Genomic DNA, 21583 nt, shown 5'->3' on the forward strand with positions numbered 1-21583 from the left:
TTCCTTATTGGAATAATTATCCTTGAAATTTATATTGCTTTTTCCTTTAATATATGTTATTATTAATAATAATTACTAATATTGTTAAAGGAGAATCAATATGGTACAAAGAAGATTTTCAAAACAAAGGCAAATAATATATGATATGATAAAAAGTAATCCTGTGCATCCGACAGCTGATTACATATATAACAGTTTAAAAAAAGACTATCCGGACTTAAGTCTGGGAACTGTTTACAGAAATCTTAATGTACTGACAGAGAGCGGGCTTATAATAAAAATAACATCAAGCTGTAATTCAGAACATTATGACGGAAATACTGAGAAGCACTATCATCTTATGTGTGAAGAATGCAATCATATTTTTGATGTAAACATCGGGTATCTTAATGATATTGAACAGGAAGCACAAAAAGAATGTTCCCATCTTATAAAACATCACAGTCTTGTGTTTACGGGAGTTTGTGCAGAATGCAAAATAAATGCAGAATGCAAAATGCAAAATGCAAAATGAAGGAAAGCAAAACCACTGTATAGCATGGTTTTGCTTTTTTATTGTGAATTAACACAACAAGGTTCTCCGAAAATCTTAAGCCTTTGGCTTTTAGATTTTCGTGAGGTTCTTATTATAATAAATCCCAAAAACTTACAAATTGCACCAAAAAGGATCCGTGCCTTTTTGGTGCAATTTTCAATCAAAATGGACGCAATGGGGTCTGTCCCTTTTGCGTCCATTCCGTTTTGTAATTAAAAAACGCAAAAGACCGAATGGTATCTTTTGCGTCTTTAACTGCTGAAAGTAATATCACTGCGTAAGCAATAAAACTGTCCGCAGGGACAATATACCTCGCCGAATGGCGAATAAAACTATTTTAAACTACGGCTTCCCGGTTTATATGCAGGAATTTTCCCTTCTTTACAAAGAGGGCAGTTATCAGGTTCATACGCTTCAACATCAATTTTTATAACCGATGAGAAAGGAACGCCGAAATCTGCAGTGCCGTTTGAACGGTCAACAATTGAGCCGACACCAACAACAACTCCGCCCATATCGGTAAGAAGTTTAATTACCTCTTTAACAGAACCGCCTGTTGTGATAACATCTTCAACAACTAAAATTCTCTGACCTTCTTTAATTTCAAAGCCTCTTCTTAATGCCATTTCTCCGTTTTCTCTTTCGGTAAAGAAATTAGGCACACCTAAATGTCTTGAAACTTCATAAGCCATTATAACGGCCCCCATTGCAGGACCTACTACAACATCAATATTTTTATCTTTAAACTGTTCTGCAAGGTCTTTGCATAAAGTTTCTGAGTATTTGGTATCTTTAAATATTTTTGCGCACTGCAAGTATCTGTTTGAATGTTTTCCGCTTGTTAAAAGGAAATGACCTTCCAGTAAAACACCTGCTTCTTTTAAAATTTCAAGTACTTTTTCTCTTTCCATTTTTACTTACCTCTTTCTTATGTATGTTTTTTATTCTTTAATTAATAATTTTTTTGCAAATTCCAATTGATTATCCTTTAAAAATTCTGTTTCGCTGTATTTTGTGATAAGATAGGACTGAGTTGTCATATCACATACTCCGTAAGGGAAAAGCCCTGCGTCCTGCTGGAATTTTAAAACAGCTGATTTTGTGTTATCATCATATTTATTATCAGGTTTAACGGTAAGATAATCCAAATCATAAAGTATAGTTTCAATTTTCTCCACATCTTCATGGACATCGCCCGAATTAAATTTCATACTGAAGGATAACTTCGGAAGTTCATCTTCTTCTAAAAAGTATGTTGTATTATCCACATTATGAGTAACCTCAACACCTGTTTTATTTATGAAATTTCCTTTCGGAGTGTAGTAATTCAAGACAGTAATTCTTAATGCGCCGCCAATTCCAAGCGGATAAAGCCCTTGTGCACAGGCCTTGCCGAAAGTAGTTTTACCTACACTTACAGCGTATCCGTTTTCTATAAGTGCACAGGAAAAAATTTCTGCTGCAGATGCCGTATATTCATTTGTGAGTAAAACCAGATTAAATTTATATCCGTCTTTTTCGGATATATAATTTGTAGGCTGTTCACTGTCTTTACCCTTGGTTGAAATAATGGTTTTACCCTTTTCCATAAACAATTCGGCAGTAGCAATGCCGGAATCCATTACCCCTCCACCATTATATCTTAAGTCTATAATTAAATCGTCAATATTCTTCTCTTTAAGTTTTATAACTTCTTTTTCCACTTCTTCGTGGGTATGCTCGGTAAATGAATTAATAAGAATATATCCTATTTTTTCATCTATGGTTGAAGCGACAACCGATGGGACAATTACAAGCCTTCTTTCAAGAGTCAGTTCAATTATCTCTCCATTTGCTCTTTTTACTTTTAAGGTAACCATTGTTCCCTCTTTACCTGTAATATATGAACTTGCATTTTCAGCCCTGTCCCCTGTTATATCCACTCCATCTGCTTCGATAATTCTGTCACCCGGTACAATTCCTCCCTGTTTGGCAGAACCTCCGTCTAAAACTGTTACAACCTCGAAACAACCATCATTAACAACAGCAGTCACACCAATTCCACAAACTGAACCTGACATACTTTTTGAAAGTTCCTGCCATTCTTCCTCATTATAATAGACTGAATATTCATCAACTGTTTTGGCAATAGCATTAAGCACTTTATGTAAAGATTCCTCGTCCTCTTTTGCAATATTTAAAAGTGCTTCTTCTAAAATCTGAGCCTCAGTTTTCTCTGTTATTCCAAAAAGATTAATTAGCTGAAGTGTAACATCATAGCCTCGTTCTTCTTTAGTATACTCTTCTGCATACGAAAAAGGCACTAAACTAAAAGATAATGTTAAAGTTAAAATTAAAGCAATGAGTTTTTTCATATCAATTGTCCTTTCCTATCGCTATTGTTGCTATATTTTTATAGTATTTATAATCCCCCAAAATAAGTACAACCCTATCATTCTTTTTTCTTAGAATTTTAAAATCATATGTTACGGGAAATTCTAACAGGTCGTTTCCTGTATCAATTATTATACCTCCCTCGTAAGAAAGATATATTTCCCCTTCAATTTCCCTTTTATTTGTAATTTGAGAAAAAGGAATATCTTTTAAAAAAGGTAAAACACCTATAATATTTTCATCTTTTGTAATTACGAATACATCAGTAAGTTCTTCTTTTACTTTAAAGTAATCAAACTCTGAAAATTCGCTGACAGTTCCCTTGTCATAAGTGAGTATATATCCGCTGTGGCTTTTTGACAGTTTTCCAAAATGGCTTTCCAATCCGTTCAAATCTGCAATATAGGGAAAATAATACTCTAAAAGTTCATACAATCTGTCAGGCGTAAGGGCACGGCTATAGTACATTTCATTATTCGGAACTATATATTCTTCCATACCGAGTTCTTTAATTATACTAAAAAACTCATATCCTGTAGCATGTCCTGTACTTTCTTCTAAAAAATCCGTTTCTTTCAAAAAAAGATTCTTAAAAGTTTCATTAAGTTCTGCTTTGGATACATAATTATCTTTAAATTCCATACCGTTATTTAATACAGAAATATAAGAATATGTATTACAAAAAGCTGTGTTCCAGTTTAACAAAATAAATAAACTTAGTGCCAAAAATAATTTTTTCATATACTACATCCTGTCAGGCGCTGATATACCAAGAACATCAAGCGCATTTTTAAGAGTTATTTTTGTCGCTTTTATAAGCATAATTCTTGCCTTCATAAGTTTTTCATCTTCAACTTTAACTCTTTTTGCATTATAGAAAGTATGGAAACTTGATGCAACGCTTATAACATATTTAGTAATCTTTGACGGGTCAAATGTAAGCGCAGAATCGGAAATTTCCTGAGGGAAATATGAGATTTTTTCTATCAGGTCTAGTTCCTCTTCATCTTTTAATAATGACAGATAAGAGAAGTTATCTTCATCTGTATTTATACCTTCTTCTTTTAAAATAGATAAAATACTTTCTATTCTTGCATGAGCATACTGAACGTAAAATACAGGGTTATCGTTAGATTTTGAAACTGCTAAATCCATATCAAAATCAAAATGGGTGTTGGCTTGTCTTAAATTAAAGAAAAATCTTGCTGCGTCTGTTCCTATATCATCTAAAAGGTCGGTTAAAGTTACTGCCTTACCTGATCTTTTTGAAACTTTATAAACCTCTTTATTTTTCATAAGACGTACAAGCTGCATTAAAATAACATTTAGTTTTTCTCCGCCAAGACCGAGCGCAGTAAGTGCGCCCTGCATTCTTGCCACGTGACCGTGATGGTCTGCTCCCCATATATCAATTAGGGTTTCATATCCTCTTTCAATTTTATTTTTATGATATGCAATATCTGCTGCAAAGTAGGTAGGAATGTTATTCCCTCTTATTAAAACAACATCTTTTTCAGCACCAAATTCGGTTGCCTTAAACCATACAGCATCGTCTTTTTCATAAGTATAACCGTTTTTGGTAAGTTCCAAGATAACCTCTTTAACTTTTCCGTTTTTGTGAAGTTCGCTTTCAAAAAACCAGTTATCATAAACTATACCGTAACGTGCAGTATCACTCTTTAACTTTTCAATATTTTTAGAAAGTGCAAACTTAACAAGATGCTTCTTTCTTTCATCTTCTTGCATATTCACATAGTCGTCTGAACCATATTTTTCAATAAATTCATTAACATTATCAATTATATCCTGACCGTGATATGCATCTTCGGGAAACTCTATTGCGTCTTCCCCATAGATTTTCTGAATAAATCTTGCATTTAAAGATACCCCGAATTTTTCAATCTGGTTGCCGTAGTCATTAACATAAAATTCTTTTAACACGTCATATCCTGCAAAGGATAAAATGTTGGCAAGACTATCCCCCAAAGCGCCCCCTCTTGCATTACCGATATGCATAGGCCCTGTTGGATTTGCAGAAATATATTCAACCATTATTTTTTTACCGTTGCCGACTGAAACTTTACCATAAGTATCTTTATTTTCTATTATGTACTTAACATTATTATAAAGCCAGTTATTATTAAGAAAGAAGTTTATAAAACCAGGTCCTGCAACTTCTGCCTTTTCTATTAAATCTCCTTTTTCAATTTCAGACACTAAAACAGCGGCAACTTCTCTTGGATTTTTACCTAACTGTTTAGACATTTTAAGCGCAAAATTAGTTGCAAAATCACCAAATTTTTTTTCTTTCGTATTCTCAATTTCAATATCAAAAATTTCAACTTCCGGTAAAAGCCCTTTTTCACATGATAGACTATACCCTTTAAGTAAAGCCTCTCTTATATTGTCTTTTACCTCTTTAATAAGATTTATCATTTGTATCAACTCCTATATTTCTTCGTATTTTACATCTATCGTATTTAAAGTAGTAAGTACATTATTAAACTCAACACCGTATTTAAGTAAAATACGTCCCTTTTTGTCATCAAGCGAAACATTAACCTTGTCCCCTAAAACTCCCATAAGAAAAGTACCTTCAGGTGTTTCATAATAGTTTAAGTGCTTTTTGCCCTGTTCTATTGTTATCTGGGTATTCACTTCCCCAAAACGCATTATGGTAACTTTCCTGTCTTCAATTTTTAAGGTGTTTTTAACCTTACTGTTTTCTATTTCTTCATTATAGTTAAGATAAAATTTCCCATCTTTATCATACAAAGTTCCCCTTGTCTGAAAAACAACAGAATCTTTATCATCAATTTCGTGATACGCATTATTACTTGAAAAAGTAACAAGAACATCTTTTTTCATTTGCTTTACCAATCCTCAATATTTATTTTCTTAACATTTTCAAATACCTTATCATCTAAAAACATTGATGCAAGATATGAAAACTTTTCAACATTGTCACTCACATAATACTCGGTTTTACCCAAAGTATCTGATTTATTTAAAAGCCCCTTGTTTTCAAGCAGTTCTTTTGCATAGGAAGCAGTTTCAACTCCCGGACTTACAAGGCAGACTTCATCCCCCATAAATTCGCTTATTACCTTTGTAAGAAGAGGATAATGGGTGCATCCTAAAATCAAAGTATCTATCCCCTTTTCTTTAAGCGGTAAAAGATAATCTTTTACAATAATTTTAGTAGCCTCGCTCTCTAAATATCCGTTTTCAACAAGCGGTACAAAAAGCGGACAGGCATTTTCATAAATTTTAAGAGTTTCATCTTCCATAAGAAGTTTCTTTTTATAAGCACCGCTTTTAATTGTGCCTTCAGTTCCTATAATACCGATTTTTTTATTTTTTGTAATCTTAACTGCTTTTTTGCAGGCAGGCTCAACAACTCCTATAATCGGAACATCTATCCTGTCCTTAATCTTAGGAAGTGCAACTGAACTTACTGTTCCGCAGGCAACAATTATCGCCTTAACGGGAAAACTTGTTAAAAACCTTAAATCCTGCAGAGTATATTTTAAAATTATGTCATCCGAACGTGTTCCGTAAGGTACTCTGCCTGTATCTCCGAAATATACTATGTTTTCGCCTTTTAAAATTTTATGTAACTCTTTAACATTCGTAAGTCCGCCAAGCCCTGAATCAAAAACGCCTATACATTTGTCCATTATGGTTTCCTTTCTAAAAAAATGAATAATGAATAATGAATAATGAATGATGAATAATGAATAATTATGGTATAAAATTTCTTTGAAATTTTATGATTTATACCTTCATTTCTAATTTCTCATTCCTAATTCCTCATTGAAATTTCTCACAAGTGAGAAATTTCACAGCGACGCAAGTTCTATTAAAGTTGTAACAAGTTCTTTATATTTAAACCCTTTTTCTACAAACAGTTTGGGATACATACTTATATTTGTAAAACCCGGAAGTGTATTAATTTCATTTAAGTAAATCTCTGAGGTATCTTTATCTACAAAGAAGTCAATTCTTGATAACCCCTTGCAGTCAAGAACTTTATATGCATCTTTGGCATATTCCGTTATTTTTGCAGTCATTTCCTCGCTGAGATCTGCGGGAATTTTATACTCGGTTGTACCGTTTACATATTTTGTATCGTAATCGTAAAATTCACTGTTTGATATTATTTCACCCGGCCCTGCTACAGTAATTTTTTCATTTCCTAAAACAGCAGTTTCAATTTCTCTTGCATTTATAAACTTTTCAATTAAAACTTTGGAGTCGTATTTAAATGCATCGTATATTGCATCGAAAAGTCCGTCTTTTTTTTCTACCTTTGATGCACCTACGCTTGAGCCTGCATTAACAGGTTTAACAAAACAAGGATAGCCTATATTTTCGTCAACTCTTTTTGCAATATCTATCATATCAAAATCATTCTTTTTAACAAATTCATAAGGAGTCTGAGGAATGTTATTCTTTTCAAGTACTATCTTCGTCATAACTTTATCCATACAAAGTGCCGATGACATACAAGAACAGCCTACAAATTTAATTCCTGCTAATGTAAGAAGCCCCTGAACTGTACCGTCTTCCCCGCATTTTCCGTGAAGAACAGGAAAACATACATCGATTTTTATCTTTTTTACCTCTTTATCAAATATTATAATACCTGAATCACTTTTGCAAGGAGAAATAATTGCCTTTTTTATGTCCTTACTTTCCCAGCTTCCGTCTTTTATGCTTTCATAATCCTCATCATAGTAGTACCATTTTCCATCTTTGGTAATACCTATAGTATATATGTTATACACATCTTTGTCTATAGCACATAGTACATTATATGCAGAAATTAAAGAAATTTCGTGCTCGGAGGATTCTCCGCCGAATAATACAAGTACATTCTTTTTCAATATAATCAATTCCTTTCTTATAAGAATCTTTTTATCATTATAACAATCTAAAATTCCCAGTTTTCCATATTGTTAAAAATACTAAAGGAGTTAGGATTAAGCCCCGATTTTATTTTATTTGAAAATTGCAGGGTTTCCTTTGTGTAATAAAGGCTTATATGGGGTATATCGTAATAAAAAATTTTTTGAATTTCTACGTATTTTCCCTGTTTTTCTTCTGCGCCTTTAAGAAGGCAAAGACTGTTTAAAGTTTCAAGCGCTGATGCATTATAATAATTACTTATATTATAATCGCCTAAAAAGAGCGACATCGAAAAATCATAAGACATAGGAACAGTTCCTAAAAATGCCTCGTAGGTTTTTGAGTAATATGCATTCTGATATTCCTCAAAAGATACAATCTTAACCTTACAGTCAATCCCTATATATTTTAAATTTTCACTTATTTTATTTGCAACCTGAATTCTGAAATTATTGTCATTATTAACAAGTATATTAAATGAAAGCAAAGTCCCGTCTTCTTTTTTAAGTATTCCCGTATTGACATCGGGTACAAATCCTTCCAAAATCAATATTTTTTTTGCTTCGTCCACACTGAACACAGGTTTTATATTCTGGTTATAGCACCACGCATCTTTGAAAAAAGGTGTATAAACCGCTTCCCCATGTGAAAATAAAACGTCTGTTACAATGGATTCACGGTCTATCGCCATATTTATTGCTTTTCTTACATTTAAATTCTTAAATACAGGATTATCGTGATTAAGAAGAAGAAAATTATAGTTCATACTTAAAAATTCTTTTGCCTTTACTCCGCTTTTGGGATTAGCATTTTCAGTATCGGTAAAAATATCCTGTGAAAATACATCTGACATTCCGCTTGCATAAGCGTAATCGGAAGTTTGTTTATCAGGCATAAGTTGAACTTTTATTTTTCTTATATTTTCGTTTTTCTCATTATAATAATTCGGAAAAACTTCAAGGTCGATATATTTTTTATCTACGTAGGAAGATACCTTATACATTCCCGTTCCGTTAAAGGAAAACTCTTTTAGTATATCTTTTGAATTAACAATAGGAAATGTTAAAAGCGCTTCCAGATAAGGTACAGGTTCTTTTAAAGTCACATTTACGGAATGTTCCGTATTAACGCTGACGTTTAATATATTCCTGACATTATAATCAAAAGATGTGCTGTTTTTAATTAAATAATTTATAGTTGCGCAAACATCTGTCGAAGTAAGATAAGTCCCATCGTGAAAGGTAACATTTTTCTTTAAATCAATTCTGTAATTAAGTCCGTCATCAGTTACCATAAACGTACCTTCTGCAAGTTTCCCATAGGGTTTGCAATTTAGGTCAATACTGTATAACGGATCATATATAAGAGAAAATATTTCCCTGTTTGTATCATTTTTTACAAGTAAAGGGTTTGTTCCCTCAAAGTTATACCCTATAACAAACAGAGTATCTTTAAGTTCTTCCTCACTATTATTTACTATTCCGAATTCTTCAGAGCACCCTGAAATAAACAGAACTGATAAAACAATCAAAAACAGTATAATCTTTTTCATTTTAAAGCATGATAAATGCAGCATTTCTTCCTGCATATTCCCCTTCCCGTCTGTATGAATGGAACAAATCTTCCTCACATTTTGTGCATAATGGGCATACATCTATATTTTGTTTTAAAATTCCTTTTTCTTCTAAAAGGCGCTTGTTAAATTTTTTTAAATCAAGTTGATATTTACCATTATCTTTCTTGTAATAACAGTCGTCCTTTTTATACACATCGCTAAGTTTTAAAATTACATCTTCCGATACTTCAAAGCAACACTGTGAAATCGCAGGGCCTATAGCGCAAATAATATCATCTTTTTTAATACCAAATTTGCCTGTCATAATGTCTATTGCTTTTCCCGCAATGTTCTTTGCCGTTCCTCTCCAGCCCGAATGGACACCGAAAACCACCTTTTTTGATTTATCAGCAAATAGTATGGGAACACAATCTGCTGAGAATATGCATAATGGTGTGCTTTTAGTATTAGTATAAATACCATCGGCATTTGTAATCTCAGTTTCTTTCACTATACCCATTCCGTGATGATAGGATGTAATCTTTAATATATTATCCTCATGAATCTGAGTTGATTTTACTATATTTGATACGGGTACTTTAAAAAACTCTGCAATTTTTTCGTAGTTTTTTAAAATATCCGTTTTATTATTATTTTTAAAACTGTAATCGACTCTATTATCTTTCGTTTCGTCCTTTATTGTTGTAAATAAATGTTTAATATCATAGTTTAAAAAAAGTTCCGATTCTAAAACAGTAAGTGAGTCAAAGTTTTTAAAAATCATCTTGAAGCCTCCAGGCATCTTTTCAAATCTGTTTTTATGGTTTCTTTAAGTTCATCTATATCTTTAAACTTTTTTTCTTCTCTTATAAAGTCCTTTAAGTAAACAGTTACATATTTATTGTAAAGGTCGCCTGAAAAGTCTATTATATGAGTTTCAATAAGTGCTTTCTTTTCACTTTTTAAAGTCGGCGCTATACCGATATTTGAAATTCCTTTGTAAATTTTATTACCTATTTTTACCTCTGACAGATAAACACCTTTTTTTATAGGTGTAACAGTGTTAAGAAGGGGCATATTTATAGTCGGGAATGAAATTTCCCTTCCCAATCTTTTACCCATAATTACTGCTTCTGAAATCCGAAAGTCTTCCCCTAAACATAAGTTTGCTTTCTTTATATTCCCATCTTTCAAAAGGCTTTTTATAAAAGTAGATGAAACAGTTTTTCCATCAATTTTAACTTCGGGAATAACGGTAAGTTCAAATTTACCCCTGCCGTATTCTTCTAAAGTTTTTATATCTCCTTCTCTTTTATATCCAAACTTAAAATTAAATCCGCATATAACAAAAGAAGCCTTAATATATTCTATTAAGTATTTATCGATAAAATACTTGGCACTAAGTTTTTTAAAGTCTTTAGTAAAATTAACTGCAAACACAGTATCAATTCCCAATTTTTCAAGAATCTTTAAATTTTCACAAAAAGGGTATAATTTTTCCTCTTCAAACTGTGGCACAAAAGTTAAAACGGCAGATTTAAGATTGTTCTCTTTTGCTTTTTTTACCGTTTCTTTGATAAGTTCCCTGTGCCCTAAGTGAATACCGTCAAACATACCAAGACATACAGCATACTTGTCATTATTTTCAATTTTCCTGTTGTCATCTATAAGAATTATCTTCATAATTTCCGCCTTTTTGATAATTAGGAATGAGGAATTAGGAGTTAGGAATGAACGTACGCAAAAGATGCTATTCAGCCTTTTGCGGTTGCCTGTTTCATTTAACATTAAACCCATCAACATTGTTTTTAATTGTTATGTTTCGGTACGTCGAGGACGCCGTACCCTACAATTTAGAAATCGAAGATTTCCCGTTAATTCCATAAATTTCGCAAGAAATTTATACATTCATTCCTAATTCCTAACTCCTAATTCCTAATTAAATCAACTTTAATAAAAGCTCTTTAACACTTTTAGAACAAGATTTCCGTTATTTAAAACCATAGTTCCAAGTGCCATAAATTCTCCTGCCGTACTGTAAACTCTGTATATAGAATCTTCTTCCACATCTTCTTTTTTAAAACCTAAATCATTAAGTGTAATAAAAATACCGTTTTTAAATCTTATTTCTAAATTATAGGATAAAATAATCTGAGGAAATTCCATAAACACTTTGTCTGCCCCGATTAAGTTAGCTATTACATTAACATTTCCCTTTTTTATATCCATTATATCGATAACTTTAGGATGCTCTGCTGTGAACATTCCGCTTTTTGTCCTGTTAAGCGCAGTCATCGTGGCATAAGTTCCTAATTTTTCGCCTATATCGTCAATAAGACTTCTTATGTATGTACCTTTTGAACATAATACTCTAATTGATATTATATTTTCATCTAAATCAATTTTTAAAATTTCAATTTCCTTTATTTCGACTTCTACAGGGTCACGGTTAATTTCAATACCATCTCTTGCAAGTTCGTATAATTTTTTACCTTTTATTTTCTTTGCAGAGTACATAGGGGGAACCTGCATAATTTTCCCTAAAAATGAGTTGATAGTTTCAATTACTTCCTCTTTTTTCGGGGAAACATCACTTGTCTTAACTACTGTTCCCGTTATGTCTAAAGTGTCGGTCTTTAACCCTAATTTAAACTCGGCTTCATACTCTTTATCCCCTAAAGAGATAAAGTCAGCAATTTTGGTAGCCTTGCCTATACAAACAGGCAAAATTCCTGTTGCCATAGGGTCTAAAGTACCTGTATGCCCCACTCTTTTTATTTTAAGGGCGCGCCTTATTATATTAACACAATCATGAGAAGTCATATCTTTTGCCTTGTTTACGACAATAATTCCACTCTCTATCATCTGGCACCTCTTATAATTTATCAGATATTTCTTTTAATATATTTTTCTTTACCTTTTCAATATCGCCGTCTGCAATTCGTATTCCGCTGGCTCTTATATGCCCGCCTCCGCCGAATTTTTCTGCAATTTCTGATACATCTACAATTTCATCTGACCTTAAAGAAACCTTAACAGTTCCTTTGTTTACCTCAGAAATCAAGACTCCGACCTCAACGCCCGACACCGTTCTTGGAAGTTGTGCAAGACCGTTTAAGTCCTCTTCTTTTATATTGTTACGCTTAGCGTATTCGTTTGTAATGGTAATAACTGAAATCTTTGAGTTTTCAAAAAATTCCATATTCTCTATACACTTTGCAGTCAGATACTGCCTTTTATAATCTTTTTCAAGCATAAGTTTTTTATTTAAGTTATAAAATGAAGCCCCCAAAGATATAAGTTTTCCTGCAATTTTGTGAGTTTCCTCAGTAGTATTTGAGAACATAAATCCGCCTGTATCAGTTAAAATTGCACCATAAAGGGCACTTGCAATCTCTGCGTCAGGCACAATATTCATTGCCTTAGAAAGCCTTGCAATTATTTCACCTGTTGCAGAAGCAGACGGATCAACAAAATTCACATCGGCAAAATTAGTATTTGACTTATGATGGTCAATATTTAAAGTTTCTCCCTTAAAATACTTTTTAAGGTCGCCCAGCCTGTCAATATCGCCTGTATCAACCGAAACTGCTAAGTCATAGGAAAAATCAGTGTCCCCGAAAGAAAAATAATCTCCGAAAATTTTAAGGCTTTCAGGAAGAGGGGAACTAAGAAGAACAACTGCTTCTTTTCCTGCTTTCTCCAATATCAGTTTAAAAGCCGATGCTGAACCTAAAGCATCACCGTCAGGATTTATATGAGTAAGAATAAGTATTTTTCGTTTATCAGAAATCTTTTTTAAAACCTCATTAAACATTACTTTTTCTCCTCTTTTGAAATTTTTTCAATAACTTCTAAAATATGGTTTCCGTATTCAATTGAGTCATCAATAACAAAGTTAAGTTCAGGTGTTATTCTTAAATTAAGACGCCTTGAAATTTCTCTTCGCAGAAAAGATGACGCACTTTTTAAACCTTTAAGGGCATTTTTCTTTTCCTTGGAATTTCCCATAACACTTACATAGATTTTTGCAAATTTCAAGTCTTTTGTAACTTCTGTTTTCATAACTGAAGTCATAAGAGGAATTCGAGGGTCTTTAATGTCCCTTAAAAGTACGGAAAGTTCTCTTTTAAGTTCAGTACTTATTTTTTCTTCTCTTACTGATGCCATATTTTTATTACCTTTCTACTTCTTCTTCAACAAAACATTCGATAATATCTTCAACTTTTAAATCGTTATATCTTTCAATACCAAGACCGCATTCGTAACCTTCAGAAACTTCTTTCGCATCATCTTTAAATCGTTTAAGCGAGTTAAGAGCGCCTTCAAAGATAACAATATTGTCACGTACAACTCTTACACCGCAGTTTCTCTTAATCTTACCGTCACGAACATAACAGCCTGCAATTGTACCAACGCCTGAAATTTTAAATGTTTCTCTGATTTCGGCATGACCGATAATCTTTTCAACATATTTTGGCGCAAGCATACCTTTCATAGCCGCTTCCATTTCTTCAATTGCCTGATAGATAACTTTATAAAGTCTTATTTCAACATCTTCTCTTTCTGCAGATGTTGTAGCACCCTGGTCAGGTCTTACATTAAAGCCTATGATAATAGCATTTGACGCATTGGCAAGCATAACGTCAGATTCGTTGATACCACCTACACCGCCATGGATAACGTTTAGCCTTACCTCTTCGTTTGAAAGTTTTGTAAGTGACTGCCTTACCGCTTCAACAGAACCCTGAACATCGGCTTTTACGATAATATTAAAGTCTTTAATCTGACCATCGTTTATATGGTCAAAAAGATTATCTAATGTTACTTTTTGTCTTGCACTAAATATTTCTTCTTTTTTATCAAATTTTCTTAGTTCAACAAGTTGTTTTGCTTTCTTTTCATCGGTTACAACATTAAATGTGTCTCCGCCTACAGGAACTTCGTTAAGCCCTACAATTTCAACAGGGCATGAAGGACCGGCTTCTTTTATCTTCTGACCTTTATCGTTAATCATAAGTCTTACTTTACCAAACACTGTGCCTGCTATTAAGTGATCGCCTGTTCTTAAAGTACCTTTCTGAACTAAAACAGTAGCAACAGGACCTCTTCCCTTATCAAGTTTTGCTTCAATAACAATACCTTCGGCAACTCTGTTCGGATTTGCTTTTAGTTCTTTAACCTCAGCAACAAGTAAAACATTTTCCAAAAGTTCGTCAATATTAAGTCTTTGTTTAGCAGAAACAGGAACACAGATAACATCTCCGCCCCATTCTTCAGGAACAAGATCGTATTCCATAAGTTGCTGTTTGATTTTATCAGGATTTGCTCCCTCTTTATCAATTTTGTTTATAGCAACAACTATGCTTACATTTGCCGCTTTGGCGTGGTTTATTGCTTCAACAGTCTGAGGCATAATACCGTCATCAGCAGCAACAACAAGTATTGCAATATCAGTAGCCATAGCACCTCTTGCACGCATAGCAGTGAATGCTTCGTGACCCGGTGTATCTAAGAAAGTTATTTCACTTCCGTTAATTTTAACTCTGTACGCACCGATATGCTGAGTAATACCACCCGCTTCGGTAGATGTAACATCTGAATTTCTTATAGCATCAAGAAGTGATGTTTTACCATGGTCAACATGCCCCATAACAACAACGACAGGTGAACGTGGCACTAAATCTTCAGGCTTATCCTCAATGTCTGAAATAACCTGTTCTTCAAGTGATACTATAATTTCTTTTTCGTATTTAACGCCGAATTCTTCGCAGATAAGGGCTGCAGTATCAAAATCAATAACCTGGTTTACACTTGCCATAACTCCAAGCCCCATAAGTTTTTTAATAACATCAGATGCAGTTTTCTTTATTCTTTGCGCAAACTCACCCACTGTTATTTCATCAGGAATTTTTATATGAAGAATTTCAGGCTTGATAACAGTCTGCTTTTTAGCCCTGTTGTCAAACTTTTCAAACTTCTTGCTCTGTTGCTGACCGCCCTTTTTAAGTTTCTGCTTTTTGTCATGAGTGCCGTATATATCGTCAGTCTTTAAGATGCTCTGGATTTTTTCATCATCAATGTTACTTATTTCAACATTTGATGTTCTTGTATCCACATAACGCACTTTCTTTTCAATCGGCTTTTCAATAACTTTTTTAAGTTCTTCTTCGTTATATTCAAAAGTTTCTGCCTCCTTCTTTTTAGGAGCAGGTTTAACCTCTTTTTTAGGAGCAGGAGTTTCAGCCTTTTCCTTCTTAGCATCTTCTTTCTTAGGTTCTTCCTTCTTAACCTTTTTAACTTTTGGCTCTTCGCTTTTTTTCGGCTCTTCTTTCTTTATTGTTTCTTCTTTCATTATATCTTCAATTGATTCAACTGCGTGTTTCTTAGTAATTTCCTGAAAGAATATATTTAATTCACTTTCTTCCATTTTACTTTTTGTGTTCTTACCGTTAAATCCCATTTCCTTTAAGATATTAACAAGTTCTTTACTTTCTATTCCAAGATGTACTGCTAATTCATTAACTTTAATAGTTTCCATACTATAAAAAGCACCTCCGTTTTAATTCTTAATTCCATTTATAAAATTTAAATCCGTAACGACCAGAGAAATTGTTTCACCTTTTCCTAAAATTTCTCCAAGTTCGTCTTTCGTTCCTATGAAAAGATACTCGACACTATTTTTAATCGCAAGGTCAACTAACTTTTCTTTTTGTTTCTCCGAACCGTCTTTAGCAAATATGACTAAAGGAGCATTTTTCTCCCTTATTAACTTTTCTGTTATAAAAGTTCCGGCTCTGACCTTCCCGGCACGGTTTGCAAGACCTATAAGTCTTATTCTTTTGTCACTTAACATTTTCTAAAAACTCTTCCCTTAATATTTCATAAGTTTTTTGTGAAACTTTATCTTTAAAAGCATAATCAAGTTGCTTTTTCTTAAATGCCATACTAAGACATTCTTCATTTTTACAAATATATGCTCCGCGTCCGTTCTTTTTCCCTGTAATATCTATTGATATTGTCCCCTCAGGGCTTTTCACTATTCTTATTAAATCTCTTTTATCAAAAGAGTTCTTACATCCTATGCATCTTCTCTGAGGTTGGGTTTTCATAAAGTTTCATCCTCTTTTCTGTTTTTTTAATCTTTTACGCTTTTTATATCAATTTTCCAGCCTGTAAGTTTAGCAGCAAGTCTTACATTCTGCCCTTCCTTACCAATAGCAAGAGAAAGCTGACTTTCAGGAACTGTTACCTGACATGATTTTTCTTCTTCTAAAACATTAACTTCTAAAACTTTTGCTGGAGAAAGCGCTGCTGTTACATATTCTTTAGGGTCTTCAGAGTAAACAATAATATCTATTTTTTCGCCTCTTATTTCATTTAAGATATTTGAAACTCTCATTCCTTTTGGTCCAACGCAAGAACCTACAGGGTCAACATCTTTGTTGTTTGAAAATACTGCGATTTTAGTTCTTGAACCTGCTTCTCTTGATATGCCTTTAATTTCAACAGTACCATCTTTAATCTCAGGAACTTCTTTTTCAAAAAGCCTTTTAATAAGTCCCGGATGGCTTCTTGATAAAACTATCTGTAGCCCTCTTGCATCATCTTTAACATCCATAACATAAAGATAAATTTTTTCGCCCGGACGGATATTTTCAGATGCAACCTGTTCGCCCTGTGCTAAAATTGCTTCCTGAGTTCCTATTTCTATCATAATGTTTTTATGAGGACCCTGTTCTATTCTCTGAACAAGACCTAAAAGAATTTCACCTTTCTTTTCAGAAAACTCGCTGCAGGCAATCGCTCTTTCTGCTTCTCTTATTCTTTGAACTATAACCTGCTTTGCAGTTTGCGCTGCAATTCTTCCGAAAGTTTTAGGCATAACATTAATTTCTATTTCATCACCTGTCTGGTAATGCTTGTTGATTTTTGATGCTTCCTCATAAGAAATTTCACATTCAGGGTTCTCAACTTTATCAACAACAGTTTTAACTGCGTAAACTCCCATTTCCCCATTTTTTCTGTTAACAATACCTCTCACTTCGCCTGCGCTTTGGAACTCCCTTTTGTACGCAGATAAAAGCGCGGTTTCAATGGCATCGATTAAAAGTTCTTTATCAATACCCTTTTCTGTCGCTACCGCCTCTAAAGCATTTAAAAATTCCTTGTTCATTTTTTTATTCATTCCTTTCATTTATTCATGTATTATAAATTCTAAAACTCAAAGTATATTCTTACATCAATAATATTTGCTCTTTCAATATTTATTTCTTTTTCATCAACCAAAATTATAACATCGCCTTTTTCAGACCCTTTGACCAAAGTACCGACTAACAGTTTTAAATCGTTTACCTTCTTAAAAACTTTAATCTGAACTTTTTTACCCTCGTTTTCTAAAAAATGCCAGTCATATTTTAATTGCCTTTCTATTCCGGGAGAAGACACCTCCAGAATATATGCTTCTTTAATTAAATCAAGTCTGTCAAGTTCATCGGATAAAAAACGGCTTATCTCTTCACATTCGTCAATCGAAACAAGACCGTCTTTTCTGTCAATAAAAACTCTTAAAACTTTATCCTGCCCTTCTTTTACAAAAACAACATCGTAAATACGAAGCCCTTTTTCCGAAAGATAGGAAGAAAGAATTTTCTCAACTTCTTCTGTTATTTTAAGTGCCATATTTTCCTCCTATTAAACTTGAAAGAGTGGGTTACAACCCACTCTTTCATAGTCATTATGTTTAAATCATACTCATTATATCATATGAAAAATATTATTTCAAGTGTTTTTAGAAAATTTTTTCCAAAATAAGCATACTTTTATCTTCTGTATCTTTTACCTTTTTTTCAGGATTTTCAAATTGTTTCCTTATAAGAAGATAAACCTTTCTGTCTTTAGGAAGATATTCTTTGAAAAATTCATGATTTGAAATGTCTATATAAGAAGAATATCCGTCTTTGGTTTTAATAACACCATTTACACCTCTTTGTAAAAAGGCTTCAAGAATATAATCGTCTATAAGATATATATAACTTTCTCCGTTTACTATATCAACATCAATTCTGTTCCAGAAATCAAGGTCACGGTCATAAGGTACTTTAGGATTGGTATAAATATTTTTAACAGTTGCTTTTATTTTGCCGTCATTATTTTCATCTTTAACAATATCGGGAAAAGTTTCTGATATCTTTAATCCAAGCCCTTCATAATTCATATAATCGCCAATATATGTAATACTAAAATCACTTGTATTTTTCGATTTCATATCCACTACTGTAAATACAACTAAAAATACTAAAAATATTCCAAGCCACGTGTGCCATTTATAGTGATACCAGTAATTTTCCCATTTTTCTCTAAATGTTTCAGACATAGTTTTCTTCCTTTCCAAGTATATAAATTAGGAATCAGGAATAAGGAATTAGGAATGATGGTACGCAAAACATACCATTCGGTGTTTTGCAATTGTTCTTTTCATTTCTAATTAAACTCATCCGGATTATTATGATTGCTATGTTTCGGGAGGGCTCGGAAGTCCGTTCGTAACATCAATTCAAACATCGAGTGAACAAGCCACCCTCGTTTTCATTGTGTTACAGCACAGCCCTGCGTGTTCCCTTTATCATCCATTAAGGATGCGGTCACTACTCGGTTCCCTCCCCTACAATTCTAGGTTTATTTGACCTCGCATGTTCGTTGATGCAATTGCCGTATGGCATAATTGCATTTCCTTCATTTCGCATTTCGCACTTCGCATTTCGAATTTAAAACACACTTGCTTTCATTTCTATAAAACGCTGCTTGTTATAATATACAAAATTATAACAAACGAAAAATTTATAACCGAAAATAAACCAATATATTTTAATGTTCCCTTTGGATTGTGGGCAGTATATTCCCTTAATGTAATAAGACTTGCCAAAGATGCAATTAAAGTTCCTGCTCCTCCTATATTGACTCCCAAAAGCAGTTCTTTATAATTTGTGGTAAACTGCGAAAGTAAAATTGATGACGGAACATTACTTATAAACTGGCAGGATAAAATAGTATATAATAACGTATTCTTCATAAGAAGCGATGAAAAAAATTCTTTTATTACATCTATCCTTGCTAAATTCCCCGAAAATATAAAGAAAAAGAAAAATGTTAAAAGCAGGGGATAATCAACTTTTTTAATCGCCTCTTTATCTAAAATTAAAAGAGAGATAAGAATTATAAAAAATCCGATATAATAAGGTATTACCCGAAATACCATTATAATTGATAATAAAAACAATAAAAGATATATTCCTGCTCGTTTTTTATCTAAAGGGACATCTTTTCCTTTAAGTTCCAAAGGTTTATTCTTAACAAAAATAATACAGCATAAAGTTATAAGAAAAATCGACACTGCAAAAGGGAGCGCCATAATCCCCATAAATTCACCTGTCGGTATGTTGAATTTTGAATAAAGGTATAAATTCTGCGGATTTCCAAAAGGGGTTAACATCCCTCCTAAATTAGCAGAAATATTTTGCATTATAAAAGTAAATGCCATATATTTTTCATTATTTGTTGCTTTTAATACGTAAAACCCCAGCGGTAAAAATGTTAAAAGCGCCATATCATTTGCAATAAGCATTGAGCCTATAAAAGTAATATAGCAAAGTGCAAGAATACAGATTTTTAAATTCTTAAATGTTCTTATAGTCTTTCTTGCCAAGATATAAAAAAACTTTATTCCCCTTAACGCACACACAACTGCAAGAACTGAAAATAAACAGGCAAGCGTTTTAAAATCAAAATATCCTATGTAACTTTTATCAATAGGTACAAAAAATACCGTTATAACTGCAAGAACTGCAGCAATTATCATTACAACCATAACTATCTTAAAAAATCCCCTTTAATTTAACTCAAGTTAAATACATTCTATCACAAAACCCAAAAGAAAACAACAAAAATCATAAATTGCTTTTCCACCATAAAAGGGACAGACCTCATTTTGGTGGAAAAATCACCATAAAAGGGTCTGTCCCTTTTATGGTGATGACATCATATATTTATGTTTTAATTAAAAAAAGTGACAATATGGGCATACCTTCATTGTCAACTTAATTTATTTTTGTTATGTAATTATACGCAACCTTTGCCGCTTCAATATCGATATTACATTCAATATTAAAAACTCTTGTGCTTTTAATAAATTTGTTTGCAAAATCGATATTTTTTAAAAAGTTTATTTTGTTTTTGCTTAAGTAAATCTGCCCGAGAAATTGTTCCAAAACAGTATCTTTTGATACTTCATAACATGAATTTTTCTCGTTTCTTTTTATAAAACAAATATTTTTTATAATAGTTTTTGTGTTAAGGTTATAATTTTCCTTTCCCGCCCACGGAGTACCGTATCCGTAAAAGTGTGAACCGATATATCTTATAATCGGCTTATCGCCGTTTATAATTTTTAATTTATCATTTAAGTAATCCTTCCACAACTTTATATGAGTAGTTTTCCCAACTCCGCTTTTAGCAAGAAATATACTTCCCTCTCCCGATACATCTATTAACGCTCCATGCATTAAAATTCCGTTATAAGAAGGTAGTTTTTCTGCGATTTTTCGGTAAACTGCAAGACTTTCAAGATAGGGTAAAGAGAAATTTCCCGTCTGCTCAGCTAAAATTTCTTTATCGTCTGCCTCAACGCAAAAATCGTAACTTTCATTATAAGTTATGTAATCTTGACACATATAAAAGATATAGTCGTATTTATTTTTTATAAGTATATTAAGTTCCGCAATACGAATTATAAACATTATTTATTCCCCTTAATAAATAAATTTACTATGGGAATTTGCTTTAAAATAAATCTTCTTAATTTTGTTTGCCAGAATTTTCTTTGTTTTTCATTTGTGCTTCTTTTAATTTCCATTTTGTAATATCTTATATCCTCTGATATTCCCATAAGATAAGGAATAAAAGCAAAAAGACAAAGCATTAAGAAAAACGCAATAATTCCAAATATCATTATATTTTCCATTGTTTCATCCTTTTTTGATTTTAAAATCGAGGGTGTCTGAAAAGGGCTACTTTTCAAACACCCTCTGATTTTATGAGGTTATACTATTAACCGATTGCTCCTGTGCCGGCTTCGCCTAAATCAAGGCTTCCGTTATTATTTATACCACCTGAGGTACATATAATATCTGTTAATTCTACATTTAAAACTT

Annotated in this window: 23 protein-coding genes; 1 reads left to right on the plus strand and 22 read right to left on the minus strand. The window is 32.7% G+C overall.

Annotated features, from left to right (window positions below):
- Positions 1-100 precede the first annotated feature (100 nt).
- On the plus strand, positions 101-514 hold the full coding sequence (locus E7419_03705) for a transcriptional repressor (protein ID MBE7014298.1): 414 nt from the start codon (positions 101-103) through the stop codon (positions 512-514).
- A gap of 353 nt (positions 515-867) precedes the next feature.
- Here E7419_03705 and E7419_03710 read toward each other — a convergent pair whose 3' ends face one another.
- From E7419_03710 to E7419_03815, 22 genes are all read right to left on the minus strand, one after another.
- Positions 868-1446 (minus strand): orotate phosphoribosyltransferase, encoded by a 579-nt coding sequence (locus E7419_03710; GenBank protein ID MBE7014299.1) that lies wholly within the window; start codon positions 1444-1446, stop codon positions 868-870.
- A gap of 30 nt (positions 1447-1476) precedes the next feature.
- Positions 1477-2889, minus strand: a complete 1413-nt coding sequence (locus E7419_03715) for a PDZ domain-containing protein (protein MBE7014300.1) — start codon at positions 2887-2889, stop codon at positions 1477-1479.
- Between the two features lies 1 nt (position 2890).
- Positions 2891-3649 carry a hypothetical protein gene (locus E7419_03720; GenBank protein ID MBE7014301.1) on the minus strand — a complete coding sequence of 253 codons (759 nt, stop codon included), beginning with the start codon at positions 3647-3649 and terminating at the stop codon, positions 2891-2893.
- Between the two features lie 3 nt (positions 3650-3652).
- Positions 3653-5344 carry an arginine--tRNA ligase gene (locus E7419_03725; GenBank protein ID MBE7014302.1) on the minus strand — a complete coding sequence of 564 codons (1692 nt, stop codon included), beginning with the start codon at positions 5342-5344 and terminating at the stop codon, positions 3653-3655.
- A gap of 12 nt (positions 5345-5356) precedes the next feature.
- Positions 5357-5776, minus strand: a complete 420-nt coding sequence (locus E7419_03730; GenBank protein MBE7014303.1) for a DUF1934 domain-containing protein — start codon at positions 5774-5776, stop codon at positions 5357-5359.
- 5 nt (positions 5777-5781) lie between these two features.
- Entirely contained in the window at positions 5782-6588 is an 807-nt protein-coding gene (locus E7419_03735) for a glutamate racemase (GenBank protein MBE7014304.1), read from the minus strand.
- A gap of 162 nt (positions 6589-6750) precedes the next feature.
- Complete coding sequence (locus tag E7419_03740) at positions 6751-7797, minus strand: D-alanine--D-alanine ligase (GenBank protein MBE7014305.1); 1047 nt, start codon at positions 7795-7797, stop codon at positions 6751-6753.
- Positions 7798-7844: 47 nt separating this feature from the next.
- On the minus strand, positions 7845-9473 hold the full coding sequence (locus tag E7419_03745; GenBank protein MBE7014306.1) for an ABC transporter substrate-binding protein: 1629 nt from the start codon (positions 9471-9473) through the stop codon (positions 7845-7847).
- Complete coding sequence (pgeF, locus tag E7419_03750) at positions 9373-10176, minus strand: peptidoglycan editing factor PgeF (protein MBE7014307.1); 804 nt, start codon at positions 10174-10176, stop codon at positions 9373-9375. Before pgeF ends, E7419_03745 begins: the two co-directional genes overlap by 101 nt.
- Entirely contained in the window at positions 10155-11177 is a 1023-nt protein-coding gene (locus E7419_03755) for a bifunctional riboflavin kinase/FAD synthetase (GenBank protein ID MBE7014308.1), read from the minus strand. The genes pgeF and E7419_03755 overlap by 22 nt, the downstream gene beginning before the upstream one ends.
- Before the next feature lie 147 nt (positions 11178-11324).
- Positions 11325-12239 carry a tRNA pseudouridine(55) synthase TruB gene (gene truB / locus E7419_03760; GenBank protein ID MBE7014309.1) on the minus strand — a complete coding sequence of 305 codons (915 nt, stop codon included), beginning with the start codon at positions 12237-12239 and terminating at the stop codon, positions 11325-11327.
- 10 nt (positions 12240-12249) lie between these two features.
- Positions 12250-13191: a bifunctional oligoribonuclease/PAP phosphatase NrnA gene (locus tag E7419_03765; protein ID MBE7014310.1), complete on the minus strand. Its 942-nt coding sequence runs from the start codon at positions 13189-13191 to the stop codon at positions 12250-12252.
- Complete coding sequence (gene rbfA, locus E7419_03770) at positions 13191-13544, minus strand: 30S ribosome-binding factor RbfA (GenBank protein ID MBE7014311.1); 354 nt, start codon at positions 13542-13544, stop codon at positions 13191-13193. Before rbfA ends, E7419_03765 begins: the two co-directional genes overlap by 1 nt.
- Positions 13545-13551: 7 nt before the next feature.
- Complete coding sequence (gene infB, locus E7419_03775) at positions 13552-15915, minus strand: translation initiation factor IF-2 (protein MBE7014312.1); 2364 nt, start codon at positions 15913-15915, stop codon at positions 13552-13554.
- A gap of 21 nt (positions 15916-15936) precedes the next feature.
- Positions 15937-16230, minus strand: coding sequence for a 50S ribosomal protein L7ae (locus tag E7419_03780; protein ID MBE7014313.1), 294 nt, complete (start codon positions 16228-16230; stop codon positions 15937-15939).
- Entirely contained in the window at positions 16220-16486 is a 267-nt protein-coding gene (locus tag E7419_03785; GenBank protein ID MBE7014314.1) for a YlxR family protein, read from the minus strand. Before E7419_03785 ends, E7419_03780 begins: the two co-directional genes overlap by 11 nt.
- A gap of 26 nt (positions 16487-16512) precedes the next feature.
- Entirely contained in the window at positions 16513-17550 is a 1038-nt protein-coding gene (gene nusA / locus E7419_03790; protein MBE7014315.1) for a transcription termination/antitermination protein NusA, read from the minus strand.
- Between the two features lie 41 nt (positions 17551-17591).
- Positions 17592-18056 (minus strand): ribosome maturation factor RimP, encoded by a 465-nt coding sequence (locus E7419_03795; protein ID MBE7014316.1) that lies wholly within the window; start codon positions 18054-18056, stop codon positions 17592-17594.
- 109 nt (positions 18057-18165) lie between these two features.
- Positions 18166-18750, minus strand: coding sequence for a hypothetical protein (locus tag E7419_03800; protein ID MBE7014317.1), 585 nt, complete (start codon positions 18748-18750; stop codon positions 18166-18168).
- 414 nt (positions 18751-19164) lie between these two features.
- A complete protein-coding gene (locus E7419_03805; GenBank protein ID MBE7014318.1) occupies positions 19165-20241 on the minus strand; it encodes a citrate transporter in 1077 nt (358 codons plus the stop codon).
- Between the two features lie 229 nt (positions 20242-20470).
- Positions 20471-21169, minus strand: coding sequence for a hypothetical protein (locus E7419_03810; protein ID MBE7014319.1), 699 nt, complete (start codon positions 21167-21169; stop codon positions 20471-20473).
- Complete coding sequence (locus E7419_03815) at positions 21169-21393, minus strand: hypothetical protein (GenBank protein ID MBE7014320.1); 225 nt, start codon at positions 21391-21393, stop codon at positions 21169-21171. Before E7419_03815 ends, E7419_03810 begins: the two co-directional genes overlap by 1 nt.
- Positions 21394-21583: the final 190 nt, after the last annotated feature.

The sequence above is a fragment of the Oscillospiraceae bacterium genome (assembly GCA_015068525.1).
Taxonomy (GTDB): Bacteria; Bacillota; Clostridia; order UMGS1840; family HGM11507; genus SIG450.

Excerpts from the sequence above, each read along its gene's own strand:
- E7419_03725 (MBE7014302.1), bottom strand. The coding sequence starts at position 5,344 with ATGATAAATCTTATTAAAGAGGTAAAAGACAATATAAGAGAGGCTTTA.
- E7419_03810 (MBE7014319.1), bottom strand. The coding sequence starts at position 21,169 with ATGTTTATAATTCGTATTGCGGAACTTAATATACTTATAAAAAATAAA.
- E7419_03785 (MBE7014314.1), bottom strand. The coding sequence starts at position 16,486 with ATGAAAACCCAACCTCAGAGAAGATGCATAGGATGTAAGAACTCTTTT.
- E7419_03795 (MBE7014316.1), bottom strand. The coding sequence starts at position 18,056 with ATGGCACTTAAAATAACAGAAGAAGTTGAGAAAATTCTTTCTTCCTAT.
- nusA (MBE7014315.1), bottom strand. The coding sequence starts at position 17,550 with ATGAACAAGGAATTTTTAAATGCTTTAGAGGCGGTAGCGACAGAAAAG.
- E7419_03720 (MBE7014301.1), bottom strand. The coding sequence starts at position 3,649 with ATGAAAAAATTATTTTTGGCACTAAGTTTATTTATTTTGTTAAACTGG.
- E7419_03735 (MBE7014304.1), bottom strand. The coding sequence starts at position 6,588 with ATGGACAAATGTATAGGCGTTTTTGATTCAGGGCTTGGCGGACTTACG.
- E7419_03715 (MBE7014300.1), bottom strand. The coding sequence starts at position 2,889 with ATGAAAAAACTCATTGCTTTAATTTTAACTTTAACATTATCTTTTAGT.
- infB (MBE7014312.1), bottom strand. The coding sequence starts at position 15,915 with ATGGAAACTATTAAAGTTAATGAATTAGCAGTACATCTTGGAATAGAA.
- E7419_03765 (MBE7014310.1), bottom strand. The coding sequence starts at position 13,191 with ATGTTTAATGAGGTTTTAAAAAAGATTTCTGATAAACGAAAAATACTT.
- E7419_03730 (MBE7014303.1), bottom strand. The coding sequence starts at position 5,776 with ATGAAAAAAGATGTTCTTGTTACTTTTTCAAGTAATAATGCGTATCAC.
- E7419_03815 (MBE7014320.1), bottom strand. The coding sequence starts at position 21,393 with ATGGAAAATATAATGATATTTGGAATTATTGCGTTTTTCTTAATGCTT.
- E7419_03755 (MBE7014308.1), bottom strand. The coding sequence starts at position 11,177 with ATGTTGATGGGTTTAATGTTAAATGAAACAGGCAACCGCAAAAGGCTG.
- E7419_03710 (MBE7014299.1), bottom strand. The coding sequence starts at position 1,446 with ATGGAAAGAGAAAAAGTACTTGAAATTTTAAAAGAAGCAGGTGTTTTA.
- E7419_03705 (MBE7014298.1), top strand. The coding sequence starts at position 101 with ATGGTACAAAGAAGATTTTCAAAACAAAGGCAAATAATATATGATATG.
- E7419_03800 (MBE7014317.1), bottom strand. The coding sequence starts at position 18,750 with ATGTCTGAAACATTTAGAGAAAAATGGGAAAATTACTGGTATCACTAT.
- truB (MBE7014309.1), bottom strand. The coding sequence starts at position 12,239 with ATGATAGAGAGTGGAATTATTGTCGTAAACAAGGCAAAAGATATGACT.
- E7419_03745 (MBE7014306.1), bottom strand. The coding sequence starts at position 9,473 with ATGTATGCCCATTATGCACAAAATGTGAGGAAGATTTGTTCCATTCAT.
- E7419_03780 (MBE7014313.1), bottom strand. The coding sequence starts at position 16,230 with ATGTTAAGTGACAAAAGAATAAGACTTATAGGTCTTGCAAACCGTGCC.
- pgeF (MBE7014307.1), bottom strand. The coding sequence starts at position 10,176 with ATGCCTGGAGGCTTCAAGATGATTTTTAAAAACTTTGACTCACTTACT.
- rbfA (MBE7014311.1), bottom strand. The coding sequence starts at position 13,544 with ATGGCATCAGTAAGAGAAGAAAAAATAAGTACTGAACTTAAAAGAGAA.
- E7419_03805 (MBE7014318.1), bottom strand. The coding sequence starts at position 20,241 with ATGGTTGTAATGATAATTGCTGCAGTTCTTGCAGTTATAACGGTATTT.